Below are 12,503 nucleotides of genomic sequence, written 5' to 3'. Positions count from 1 at the left end.
GGGGGGGAAGATCCAAAATGGCCGGAAAAACACTCTGAATATTCGGCCATATATCGTCGAGAGTTTGAATTACCTCAGAACCTTGGGGTTATTCAGACTCTCCTTAACCGGCCGGCTCACAACTGAGCCGGCTTTTCCGGTAAGGAGTACATACAATGATGATTGCGGACCTCGTAGATCAGGACGACCTGTACAACTATCTGCTGCAAATTGGCGCACCAGTAGCTAAAGGGTCAGACCCTCGTCAGGCAGTGGAAACCACTCTGGGGTGGTTGCAGACACAGCCAGCAGAAAAGCGCATGGAAGTGGACAGAATGGCCCAACAACTGATGAAGAAGCCTGAATTACTACTTCCTGCCGTGAAGGCAGCGGTCGAAGCATTACTGACCCGAAGATAGATCAACGGTCTGATATTCGAAGACTACCCTGACCGCAGCCTGGAAAACAAACAGGGTGTCTCCCTCCCTGAATACACTGGCAGTCATGTCATAGGTCTTGGCTTGCTTTTGATTTTACCAAGCTCAGACGATACTTCTTTGAAATGCAGATAATCGCCTGAGTTCACCGGCAAAGCTCCCCCGGAAAGACTCATCACATTGAAATAACGCCTCTCCCCAGTCGATCTTCCGTGACAATACCGCCTGCAGCAATGTCATTGTCTGTATACCACTGACTGACATACTCATCAAACTCCGCCAGCAAAGGCGCTAGAATCTCCCTTTGGCCTGGATCGGTGATCACGGCAATAAAATCATCGCCGTTAACGTGCCCGATAAAGTGATCTCCTGAGCCGCAATAGTTTTTTAGAAAGCCCGAAAAAATACAGCAACCTCTACATAGAGTTCAGTATATAAACGCAAAAAAACAGACGCAGAGAAATGCTGATATTATCTAGATAGATTGTTCTGTAAAGTCGGCAACAGTGCGGCGATAAGTAGATGGGGTGCCCGGCATCCAGCGGGACCATGTCCGGCGAAGGCTTCTCTCAGCCTGAAAGCCACATCTTTTCAGCAATCTCATCAAGGCTGAGGCGAGTCTGCTCCAGCAGTTGCCGAGCCAGCTCCACCCTGGCCTGCTGCAGATAATCCTGAAGGCTTTCGCCGGTTGCCCGGGTAAACATTCGACTGAGATGACGTTCACTAAGGTGAACCCTTACAGACAACTCGCTAAGCGTCCATGAGTGTCCGGGGGCTGACATGATCATATCCTGAACATCATGAATTCTGGAATGTATGTGATTACGGTGGTTCAGCCAGAAGCTGACTTGCTGCTCATGACCTGAGCGCCGCTGATAAAGAACCAGGCTGCGCGCAATCTCCAGGGCTTTACCATGGCCCCAGTGATCAGCCACCAGTTGCAGACACAGGTCCAGTCCCGTCGTTATGCCTGCACTGGACCAAAGATGACCATCATTAACAAAGATGCAGTCCTCCTGCACCCGGGCCTCCGGCGCCAGGGTGCGCAGCACATCTGTGAGTTCATGGTGCGTGGTACAACGTTTTCCATCGAGCATTCCGGCTTTCGCTGCCAGCAGTGTACCGGAACAGATTCCTGCAATCAGGGACTTACCCTGCGACTGAAGGCGGAGCCACTCGACAGCATGGCGATATTCCGGCTCGTCCAAATGACGGGCAAGCTTGCTGGTACCGATCAGCAATAGCCAGCTATTGTTCGGTAATTGCTCAGGCAAAGCTTCCAGTTTGGTTAAATGCAGTCCCTGATAAGAGCTTTGGTCCTCTGAGGGCGAGATATAATGAAGTTCAACCAAACCCTCCAGGGAGTCATGGGCAAATATCTGAGCGGGCGCAGCCAGATCCATGATATGCACTCTGGGCAAAACCAACAGATATATCCTGATCGGGGATTCTGGCCGGCTCATTCGATTTTAAACACTCAACTTTATAAAGTGGTTAAACTCAGCAGTACAGCAGTATTCCAGCCGTTATTAGCACTGTTGTGCTTCGCCTATTCCACATACTGCTCAACGAACTTGATGGTCGCGAACCTCTTTTCCAGCACCAGAGCTGTATGCTTCTGAATCTGCTCGACACTCACCAGATCTCCTGTCAAAGGATGACGCATAGGAAAAGTCAGGGTGGCATCCAGCACAAACTCCACACCGTAGCCCAGATCGCTGGCCACACGGGTGGTGGTTTCGCAGCATTGCTCGGTACGAATACCGCTGACCACCAGATTCTCGATGCCCCGCTTCTGCAACCATTCCTGAAGTCCGGTTTTGAGAATCGCATTATGGGCATATTTGTTAAATACCGGATCATCGGTTCTTTTATCCAGAAAGTCCATCAAGCGGACATATCCGGACTCTGGAGAAAATACTCCTGTCTCCTCGTTATGAAGAATAAAGATAACCGGCCACCCCTTATTTCTAGCCGCGCCAATAAGCTGATTCTGCTTTTCCGCGTATGCGTTAAACCCTGATTCATCCCAGTAATCCCTGTGCTTATAGGATTCCTGCACATCAATAACCAATAATGCTGTAGTACTCATATCTCACTCCGTTCTGTATTGCGTTCTGAACAGAGAACACTATATGACCGAAAATCCCTGAAGATAAGGCGTTCATCGGACAGAAACCGGACAGATCAGGACAACCAATCTACATGGAGCATTTGAGGCGGATGCCGAGGATTAACAGACTACGAAGAAAGGGCTTAACCGGCAAAATCAATCGCCTGAAGGAGAGTATGGTTAACAGAAGAAAATCGCCATCCTTGGCGAGTGATGTTCCTAAAGTTTCAAAATGAACTCAGCTTAGATTAAGAGCCCAGTTCAATAGTCGCTATAGATACCTTACTCAACAGCAACAACTTGCTCTTCGTCCAGTGAAGTATTGGAGGCTTCCTGTTGATTGGTGTTGGCCAGAACGGATTCGGCATACCAGTCCAGAAAATTAACCACGCCAAACTCGAAGGTTTCAGAGTATGGACCAGGCTCGTAACCGACTGAGTTGATTCCCAGTTGGTTCTGCTCTGCCAGCTCCCGATCCTGTCGGTTGGTGGCATCCCAAACCTCTGTCAGGCGCTTGGGATCATAGTCCTGCCCTTCCACCGCATCTTTGTGGACCAGCCACTTGGTGGTCACCAGTGTCTTCTGGGCCGAAATCGGTAATACCCGGAACACAATGACGTGATCACTCTGCATATGGTTCCAGGAATTGGGAAGGTGCAGAATCCGCATAGAGCCCAGCTCACGATTTTTAATTCTTCCCAGTGTCTTGGAGCAGCCATTCTTGCCGTCCATCGTCATAACTTCTGTGCCCTTTTTCAGTGGCATCCGGACGATACGGTTACGCAAACCATGGGACACGTGCTCGTGTGGAATGCCTTCCGCATCCCAGGCTTCCGCCTGTGCCTGATAATGTTCGAGGAATTCAGGTGTCGCTCGAGGATCGTTGGTGTCATCCCATTCCAGCAGGGTTCTGAGCAGTTCTGGATGAGACCCCGAACAGTGATAACATTCCCGGTTATTCTCGATCACCAGTTTCCAGTTGGCACTTTCCTCCAGGGTCGATTCTGCCGCCACTTTGGTATTTACCATATCATATGGTTCCATGTAGCGCTCCAGGTCCTCCAGGAAGCCATCGATATTGGTTGGCTCTCCCGCCGCCAGACTGATAAAGATAAAACCACCGGCAGTTTTGCAGTGTGCCTTCTTCAGACCATGGGCAGATTTATCAAAGGAGTCCCCCATTTCGGTACCGGCAAACAGCAGGTTACCCTTGAGGTCATAAGTCCACTGGTGATAAGGACAAGTGAGATTGGCCACTTTGCCCCGGTGTTTGGTACAAATCCGGGACCCACGATGTCGACACACATTGTGGTAAGCATTGATATTCCCTTCGCCGTCTCTAACAATCAGCACCGGATTTTGCCCGATCTCCACTGTGATATAGTCGCCCTTGCCGGGAACCTCACAGGTCATCGCCACAAACAGCCATTCTTTCTGGAAGATCTCTTCCATATCCACACGGAACATGAATGGATCGTTATAGAGAGGTTGTGGCAAAGAGTAATTGCTTTTTCTCTCTTTTAACAAACGAGTCATTTCCAACCGGGCTTGCTCGTATGAGTTATACTTCAAATTGAGCAAATCGTTTTCGTTCATCAATCATTCCTCAAACAGGCCGATATCTCTGTGTATTCACTAATTGTTTTGGTTGCAGCCTGCTCCCTTGGTGATCCAATCTCCCCAGGACGGCAACTGTAAGTCTATTTTCTGAGAGGTTTGTCGCGACCGGTTATCCAAATACGACAAAGCCGGATAATTTTTCGACCAAATAGCCCGACTAAGCCCTTGCCAACACAGGGATTGGATAAGACGAACAAGTTCATGTCGCAAATGGCTAATTTGATTCTTGTGTTTTAGCCAAAAATGGCGAGAAATCTCAAAGATCCAATGGATATCTATTTTACGGCTTCAAATGAAGCATTGAACACCCTGGAGACGCTCATGAGCAGTGAAATTCAAGAAACCCATACCCAATATTTTAATGACGTCAATACTCGGGTCTGGACCAATGGGCGCCATGCCGTCCGCTGTGTGCGGGTGATCCAGGAAACCTGGGATGTCAAAACGTTTTGCTTCAATGCCGAACAGTCGGTCATGTTCTTCTTCAAACCCGGCCAGTTCGTGACACTGGAACTGGAGATCGACGGTGAGCAGGTCATGCGATCCTACACTATTTCCAGCTCTCCATCGGTCCCTTACAGTTTTTCCATCACTGTCAAACGGGTTCCGGGCGGCCGCGTCTCCAACTGGCTGCACGACAATCTAAAGGTACAGGATGAGCTGGCGGTTCATGGGCCTGTTGGTAACTTCAACTGTATTGACTATCCGGACGAGAAAGTCCTCTTCCTTTCCGGCGGCGTGGGCGTGACCCCTGTCATGTCCATGGCACGCTGGTATTTTGACACTAATGCCGATGTGGACATGGTGTTTGTTCACAGCGCCAGAACACCAAAAGACATCATATTCGAGCGTGAACTCTGGCACATGTCGTCCAGGGTACCCAACTTTGCCCTCCACGTGATATGTGAACGCACAGAAGTGGGCCATCCCTGGCCGGGATATCGTGGATATCTGGATCAGGCGAAGCTGGACATGATCGTCCCGGACTTCCTCACCAGACGAATTTTCTGCTGTGGCCCAACGCCTTATATGCGTGCTGTGCGAGAGCTGCTGAAAGCAAATGGCTACGACATGAGTCGTTATCATGAAGAATCCTTCGGTGCGACTCCGGAAGCCATTACCCAGGATGCCATTGATCAGGCCGAAATCGCTGTCAAGGAAGCGGAAGAGATCAAAGACTCCGATATGTTCACGGTGGAGTTCACCTCTTCGGGTATGAGCATCCAGGCCACACCAGGCGAAACAGTTCACGCCTCCGCTTCCCGTCTGGGATTGAATATTCCCAAAGCCTGTGGTGTCGGCATCTGTGGTACCTGCAAAGTACTCAAAACTTCCGGCGATGTTGAGATGCAGCACAACGGCGGCATCACCGAAGAGGACATCGAAGAAGGCTACATCCTGACCTGCTGCAGTATTCCAACAACCAATGTGACTGTAGAGGGGTAAGGGTATTCATTAATACACCATCCTTACCGGCGAAAAGGGCAAACGGAATGGTTTGCCCTTTTTTATTTTTCATGCCCAATCACTCTGAACTACCGATTTATCCTATCGACCTGTTGCCTTTTTAAGCGCAAGCTATATTCTCAATAACTCAAAACATCATACGCAGTATTCGCCAAAGATCATTTTCCGGTTAATTAGGACGCTATTGATCAAGTCGGCCATTGTCGGAAATGGTTCAATGAAATGGAGCGTGCAATAATTACAATGAGGAGCGATTATGCAAATCGGTATCCCCAAGGAACATAAACCTCATGAGAAACGGGTCGCGGCTAGTCCCGACTCGGTCAGGGAGTTGATAAAACTTGGATTCACTGTTGTCGTAGAAAATCACGCTGGAGGATTATCCAGCTTTCATGATGATGCCTATGAAGAAGCGGGAGCCAAGATCGGTGAGGTTTCAGACGTCTGGCAATCAGACATTATTCTCAAGGTTAATGAACCTAACGAGCAGGAAGTGGAACTGATTAAACCCGGTGCCACCCTGATCAGTTTTCTGTGGCCTGCGGTTAATGAAGAGCTGGTAAAAACACTGGCGGCGAAGAAAGTCACAGCCATGGCGATGGATTCAGTCCCCCGGATCTCCCGAGCCCAGTCCATGGACGCCCTGAGCTCCATGGCCAGTATTGTCGGTTATCGCGCCGTGGTTGAAGCCTCTCATCATTTCGGACGCTTCTTCTCCGGCCAGATTACTGCAGCGGGCAAAGTGCCACCGGCCAAGATCCTCGTTATAGGCGCCGGTGTTGCCGGTCTCGCGGCCATCGGTACGGCTGGCAGTCTCGGTGCGATCGTTCGCGCCTTCGACACCCGTCCTGAGGTAAAAGAACAGATCGTCAGCATGGGCGCGGAATTCCTCGAAGTTGATATCGAGGAAGAAACCGGTTCGGGTGACGGTTATGCCAAAGAGATGAGCCAGGCATTTATCGATGCCGAGATGGCACTGTTCATGGAACAGGCCAAGGACGTGGACATCATCATCTCGACCGCATCCATCCCAGGCAAACCGGCCCCCAAACTGATTACCGAAGACATGGTGAAAGCCATGAAACCGGGCAGCGTGATCGTTGACCTTGCCGCCCCTAACGGCGGTAACTGTGAGCTGACGGTGCCAGGCGAAAGCGTAGACTGCCACGGTGTCACCATCGCAGGATTTGTGGATTTGCCGTCCAGATTACCGGCCCAGTCGAGCCTTCTTTACGCCAATAACCTTGTCAACCTCATGAAGTTGTTGTGCAAGAACAAGGACGGCACCATTAATGTAGATTTCGAGGACATTATTATTCGTGGCGTTACCGTCGCCAAAGAAGGTGAAATCACTTGGCCGCCGCCCCCGGTTAAGGTCAGTGCAGCCCCCAAGCCGAAGGTCGCTCCCCCACCAGAACACGAAGCACCCGTCAAAAAAGGCATGCCTCCAAAGTTGAAGCAGGGTCTGATGCTGGGAACCGGTGTACTGTTTCTTTGGCTGGCCAGTGTCGCTCCGTCAGATTTTCTGTCTCACTTCACGGTCTTCCTGCTGGCATGCATTGTCGGTTATCACGTGGTCTGGAGCGTGACCCACGCTCTGCATACACCTTTGATGAGTGTCACCAACGCCATCAGTGGCATTATTGTGGTGGGCGCGCTGCTACAGATCAGCAGTGACAATACACTCGTCATGCTACTGGCAGCTGCTGCCACTCTGGTCGCCACAATCAATATTGTCGGCGGCTTTGTGGTCACCCAGCGCATGCTGAAAATGTTCCGTAAATAGGAGGCAAACAAATGAACTCAGGAGTTTTAACGGCTTCCTATCTGATCGCGGCTGTCCTCTTTATTTTGAGCCTGGCCGGTCTCAGCAAGCAGGAAACCGCCAAGAATGGCAACCTGTATGGCATCATCGGCATGGCCATTGCGCTGGTCGCGACGCTTTCGCGCCCGGAAGTCAGTGCCGTCTGGCTGATTCTGATCGCCATGGCCATCGGTGCAGTCATCGGCGCCAAGGTCGCACTGAAGGTCGAGATGACCGAGATGCCCGAGTTGGTGGCCATCCTCCACAGTTTTGTGGGCCTGGCTGCGGTACTGGTTGGATATAACAGCTATGCTGATCATGTCCCGATGACCGGCGTGATGCTAAATATCCACCTCACGGAAATTTTCCTCGGCGTGTTTATCGGCGCGGTGACCTTCACCGGCTCGGTGGTAGCATTCGGGAAACTGCGTGGAAAAATCAGTTCCAAAGCGCTAACGCTTCCTCATCGCCACAAACTGAATCTGGCCGCCTGTGTTATCTCATTCCTTCTCATGATCTATTTCGTGAAGAATGGCGGAAGCACTTTCAGCCTGCTGGTGATGACCGCAATTGCACTCTGGTTCGGTTGGCATCTGGTGTCTTCCATCGGTGGCGCAGATATGCCAGTGGTCATTTCCATGCTGAACAGCTACTCAGGCTGGGCTGCAGCGGCAGCCGGGTTTATGCTGTCCAATGACTTGCTGATCATAACCGGCGCTCTGGTTGGTTCTTCTGGTGCGATTCTCTCTTATATCATGTGTAAGGCGATGAACCGCTCCTTCATTAGTGTCATTGCAGGCGGATTCGGAAATGATCCTGTGGATCATGGTGATGGTGAAGAGTATGGCGATCCGGTCGAAATCACCGCAGAAGGTGTTGCGGAAATGCTCAAAGGCTCCAAATCCATCGTGATCACACCAGGTTACGGAATGGCAGTCGCCCAGGCCCAGCATCCGATCTATGAGATCACACAAAAACTACGGGCAGATGGTATCAACGTACGTTTCGGCATCCACCCGGTCGCTGGTCGTCTACCAGGCCACATGAACGTTTTGCTGGCAGAAGCCAAAGTGCCTTATGACATTGTATTGGGAATGGAGGAAATCAATGATGATCTCTCCGACACCGATACCGTTCTGGTCATCGGCGCGAACGATACCGTCAACCCAGCAGCGGCAGAAAATCCCAGCAGTCCGTTAGCCGGCATGCCAGTACTGGAAGTCTGGAAAGCCCGCAACGTCGTGGTCTTCAAACGCGGGATGAGCACAGGCTACGCCGGTGTTCAGAACCCTCTGTTCTTCAAGGAAAACACCAGCATGCTGTTTGGCGATGCCAAAGCCAGCGTGGATGCGATATTGAAGGCGTTGTAAATCTCGTGGCAGGAGAGCTCTTAAGAGTTCTCCTTTTTCTCAACTAACAGATCAGAACAGCTTCCAGACTCAAATTATCTATCCCCAACCCCAGGAACTGGAAGCGCATCATCGGTTTCGATGACAGACCGGAATATATTCCACATAGCATCGAAATCATCCGTTGAAGCGAGTCGAATATTTACCATCAGTAAATCCTTTACTCATTAGTGGAAAGATTAAAATAGATAGAAAGTTCCCTGTTACTTTTCAAACTTTTTTCGTATGGCCTATTTACGAGTCAGTCCATTTTATTCAGACATCTTTTTCAGGTGTTTGATTTTTACGAAATTTCCCCAGGACTTTGCTTACGCAAACCGTGCCTTAGCCTTCTAGCAGACTACCCTTCCTCCTTTCATCCCTATTCCTTTCGCAACTGGCAACCAAAAAAATCAGCCTTAGTTGAGTTAGGTCAAACGGGATAGGCTGAAAAAATCCAAATATCGTCTAGTCTATAAAATCATAGATCATTTTTTGATCGACTTTGATGAGAGAATCGTTTCTACAGAGAGTTGTCGTGGATACTTTTCAGCCTTTCCTAAACAGAATAATCGGAGGCACCATGCTTAACTCAAGGTTGCAGTCAGAAAGCGCGACAAACAAACTTATACTGACCGGTTTGGCCTTTTCATTAGCACTTGCTCTTATCGTGAGCGTAGAAGCAAAAGCGGAAGAAGAGACCATCGGTGCAGATGAGTACAGGATGTCCTGTCTTTCCTGCCATGGCGTTGGAGGAAAGGGCGACGGCCCGGTAGCTAAATACCTCAATGTCAAACCTGCCGATCTTACAAAATTATCAAAAAACAGCCACTCACAATATCCTGATCTTAAGCCTGGAGAATTCCCCTTCTTAAAGGTTTACCAGATGATAGATGGGCGGACAGATCTTACCGTGCATGGTGATAGAGCCATGCCAATATGGGGCGACCGCTATAAGGCAGATGAAGGAAAGAGCCCTGCTGGTTACGAAGGCGAATACGAAAAAGTTGTTCGTGGCAGAATATTGGAGCTTGTCTACTACATTCAATCGATTCAGGAAAAATAACATCGACCTCTTCAGAATGAGGTTTTGAACACAAGTTTTAGGCCTTTTCAAAGGGTTGCTACATATGTACCGTAACAACCCTTCTTACTACTTTTTCGGGTGTCCTCCTGAGGGTTAGCAGAGCGCGAGCCCGGCACACTAGCACCTTGTAATTGATGTGAAAAACTCTCACCTAACCGATATTTTTGATCTATTCCAAATGGTTTCCAAACTTCCGTTATTATCACGGGATCTGGGTTCCAAGCTCTCAATTTTCCTTGTCGCTGCTGGCGTCCACATCGCTAGCCTTGATGGGCAGCTTCCGCTAACAGACAAGTATGAGTGACGCACGTCAAAGAGGCGGAAGTTTAGGTTTGATTTGTACTTCTATCTTTCATCACACGTCATACAACCAAAGCCGCTATTACTTGTACGAATTGCTCCTCGCAAACTTTTTCTAGGAACGGGCGACTTTTAGGGGGCTAGAGCTAATCTCTAACTCTTTCATAAGACAAACAGGCAACCTATTTTCCCCAGTTTATTACTCTCTATGTTTTCTTACCGAACTTGCTTTTTCCTTGTCATGTCATTAGCTTACCGCCGCCTTTTTACGAGGCACTCTTTTTGTCGCTTGAAGGTTTAAGTGACTTACACAAATAAGGATTATTATGAATAAGAATATGACTTTGAAATCATTATTCCTAACCCTGATGTTGACAGGCAATGTGGAGGCTAATGGAGCATCAGAAACCTATGTATTCTGCGGCGCACTTGATGGAGCCTATTGGTATTGGGCTAGAACGTCAGATGGCGCAGGAAAAACGGTTCAAGGTGAATGGCACAGTGAAGTTTTAAGTTCAGGTCAATCCATGACTTTCTTTAAGGTTGATGAGAAACAATATAAAGAAGCCTCACTACTGTGCCGTCCAGGGGATGTCGCCCAACCAGCCGATCACAGTTACTCTCCGTGGCGGACCTTTCAGGTTATTCGCCCCAATGGAGAAACTTTCTTTGCACCAGGCTTTTACCAATTACATAGTCTGGAGGCCTCTTTTCAATTAAGAGTGTGATTTTCTCCCCTCTCATTAATTTTATGAGAGGGGTAAACTCAGAAATACTAGCCCTTCTACTGAAAACTTTTTTCGTAAAAAAGAACTTGCCCTGAATAGCTCAGAAACATGATCCCGTTTTTGCCAAGCCAGTTTATTCCCTAAAACTTGGGGTGCTCTGCAAATTGCTTTGCTGAGTCTCCAATTTTCAACCAACACGGTTTCTCTGAGACAAATTCGTGAAACTGGTTCTCGATTTCAAGATCACTATCGATGCAGTTGGCCACAACCGGGAACGACTCACCTTCTGATAAAACTTCGCCTAGCGCAGATCCACAAACAGAACAAAAACACCGATCGTATTTATAGGGAGGCTCCGCCTTGAAAGTCGAGATTTGATCGCGCCCCTGAGTAATCCGAAAGTTTTCGGACTTTACGAATACCAGAGTGCTTGCCCCCACTTTGCGACATCGACTGCAATGGCAAGTACCCATCATACTTGGTGTCTCGGTTAATTCGAACTGAACAGCCCCGCAGCAACAGCTTCCCTTGATCATAGGAACTCCTTGAAAGAGATTAGGTAATTTCATAAGCACACTACATCCATACTGTTTATTTGTACAGATATATTTATATACGCTGTTGATAATGCTCAACTCTTCTACAACTGCCCTGCTATCCTGTGACTTCCGCTATTCTCTCGTGATCAGTCACAGAAACGTTGTCCTCACCCCTCTTATAAAAGTGCTATGCTTGCTACTTTACCCACATCATCAGGAACACCTCATGAGCGAAATGTCCAAAGACCAGGCTTTGGCAGAAAAAATTGCCGAGATGGCTCGTGAAGACGCTGAATTCCTAAAAAAACTGGAAGAGTTTGACGGTGAAATGCGAGATGATGAGAAAGAATTCCTGGAACTTCAAAGGGAACAAGTAAGGTTACAAAAAGAGGTTTCTGAAAACCTGTTAGCGATAGATAAATTGAAGAAAACCTACAGAAAAAGGCAATTATCGCGCTTAATTCTTATCTTGATCGTGGTAATAACCGCCGTTGGCTACTTGACCTATCGGCTTGCAATAAAAGCAATTAACTAATCTGGGAGGGTCGCGATCTCGTCCAGACCACTAGAATACTCCCTGGCTTTGTCCCCTCATCAATATTTGCAGAATTCAGTTACAGGTCCTCTGGAAAGCGCTCATCCAAAGGCAGGTCCTCATTGATTTCCTCAAGTGCCTCTAAGGCCTCTTCGGGGTAATCACAGATAATCTCATCCATATCTGTACCGGTAAGATACAGGGCAGCACTGAGCAAATAGTTATCTGTTGACGTGGCCTAATAGAACAGACCAACCCAGTTAAGGATAATACCCCTAACTGGAGATGAAGAAATTGACCACACGAAAGAAGTACTCAAAAGAATTTAAATTGGATGCCATCAGCCTGGTTCTGGATCAAGGCTACAGTCAAACCGATGCTGCTCGAAGCCTTGGGATTACCCCCAATATGCTGGGCCGCTGGATAAGGGAACATCGCAGAGATGACGGCCAGGCTTTTCGAGGCAATGGGAAGCTAACTCCCGAGCAGGAGGAGATCAGAAGGCT

13 protein-coding genes are annotated in these 12,503 nt (G+C 48.7%); 8 read left to right on the top strand and 5 right to left on the bottom strand.

Going from position 1 to position 12,503, the window contains the following annotated elements; all coding sequences use genetic code 11:
• Window positions 1-155 precede the first annotated feature (155 nt).
• Window positions 156-398: a hypothetical protein gene (locus F566_RS0101420; protein WP_020405193.1), complete on the top strand. Its 243-nt coding sequence runs from the start codon at window positions 156-158 to the stop codon at window positions 396-398.
• A 193-nt stretch (window positions 399-591) separates the two neighbouring features.
• Here F566_RS0101420 and F566_RS36670 read toward each other — a convergent pair whose 3' ends face one another.
• The 4 genes from F566_RS36670 to F566_RS0101400 form a co-directional block, all read right to left on the bottom strand.
• Window positions 592-741: a hypothetical protein gene (locus tag F566_RS36670; RefSeq protein ID WP_020405192.1), complete on the bottom strand. Its 150-nt coding sequence runs from the start codon at window positions 739-741 to the stop codon at window positions 592-594.
• Window positions 742-985: 244 nt separating this feature from the next.
• On the bottom strand, window positions 986-1,819 hold the full coding sequence (locus F566_RS34710) for a GlxA family transcriptional regulator (RefSeq protein ID WP_020405191.1): 834 nt from the start codon (window positions 1,817-1,819) through the stop codon (window positions 986-988).
• A gap of 146 nt (window positions 1,820-1,965) precedes the next feature.
• Window positions 1,966-2,508: a cysteine hydrolase family protein gene (locus tag F566_RS0101405; protein WP_020405190.1), complete on the bottom strand. Its 543-nt coding sequence runs from the start codon at window positions 2,506-2,508 to the stop codon at window positions 1,966-1,968.
• Window positions 2,509-2,811: 303 nt separating this feature from the next.
• Window positions 2,812-4,125, bottom strand: a complete 1,314-nt coding sequence (locus F566_RS0101400; RefSeq protein WP_020405189.1) for an aromatic ring-hydroxylating oxygenase subunit alpha — start codon at window positions 4,123-4,125, stop codon at window positions 2,812-2,814.
• A gap of 345 nt (window positions 4,126-4,470) precedes the next feature.
• On the opposite strand from F566_RS0101400, the gene F566_RS0101395 reads away from it, so the two are divergent.
• The 5 genes from F566_RS0101395 (at window position 4,471) to F566_RS0101375 (ending at window position 10,923) form a co-directional block, all read left to right on the top strand.
• Entirely contained in the window at window positions 4,471-5,595 is a 1,125-nt protein-coding gene (locus F566_RS0101395) for an FAD-binding oxidoreductase (protein WP_026179675.1), read from the top strand.
• A gap of 277 nt (window positions 5,596-5,872) precedes the next feature.
• Window positions 5,873-7,402 carry a Re/Si-specific NAD(P)(+) transhydrogenase subunit alpha gene (locus F566_RS0101390; protein WP_020405187.1) on the top strand — a complete coding sequence of 510 codons (1,530 nt, stop codon included), beginning with the start codon at window positions 5,873-5,875 and terminating at the stop codon, window positions 7,400-7,402.
• A gap of 11 nt (window positions 7,403-7,413) precedes the next feature.
• Window positions 7,414-8,790, top strand: a complete 1,377-nt coding sequence (pntB, locus tag F566_RS0101385; RefSeq protein ID WP_020405186.1) for a Re/Si-specific NAD(P)(+) transhydrogenase subunit beta — start codon at window positions 7,414-7,416, stop codon at window positions 8,788-8,790.
• 601 nt (window positions 8,791-9,391) lie between these two features.
• Window positions 9,392-9,874: a c-type cytochrome gene (locus F566_RS0101380; RefSeq protein WP_051085236.1), complete on the top strand. Its 483-nt coding sequence runs from the start codon at window positions 9,392-9,394 to the stop codon at window positions 9,872-9,874.
• 647 nt (window positions 9,875-10,521) lie between these two features.
• Window positions 10,522-10,923 carry a hypothetical protein gene (locus F566_RS0101375; RefSeq protein ID WP_020405183.1) on the top strand — a complete coding sequence of 134 codons (402 nt, stop codon included), beginning with the start codon at window positions 10,522-10,524 and terminating at the stop codon, window positions 10,921-10,923.
• Between the two features lie 140 nt (window positions 10,924-11,063).
• Here F566_RS0101375 and F566_RS0101370 read toward each other — a convergent pair whose 3' ends face one another.
• Window positions 11,064-11,459: a GFA family protein gene (locus F566_RS0101370; protein ID WP_020405182.1), complete on the bottom strand. Its 396-nt coding sequence runs from the start codon at window positions 11,457-11,459 to the stop codon at window positions 11,064-11,066.
• 229 nt (window positions 11,460-11,688) lie between these two features.
• Between F566_RS0101370 and F566_RS0101365 the strand changes: the two genes are divergently transcribed.
• Together F566_RS0101365 and F566_RS0101355 are read left to right on the top strand one after the other, a co-directional pair.
• Complete coding sequence (locus tag F566_RS0101365; RefSeq protein WP_020405181.1) at window positions 11,689-11,997, top strand: hypothetical protein; 309 nt, start codon at window positions 11,689-11,691, stop codon at window positions 11,995-11,997.
• 294 nt (window positions 11,998-12,291) lie between these two features.
• Window positions 12,292-12,503, top strand: a 212-nt coding sequence (locus F566_RS0101355; protein ID WP_026179673.1) for a transposase, incomplete at its 3' end; no start/stop codon positions are given.

This window comes from Hahella ganghwensis DSM 17046, from assembly GCF_000376785.1.
In the GTDB taxonomy this organism is placed as follows: domain Bacteria; phylum Pseudomonadota; class Gammaproteobacteria; order Pseudomonadales; family Oleiphilaceae; genus Hahella; species Hahella ganghwensis.
This window is presented reverse-complemented; position numbering and strand designations above follow the sequence as displayed.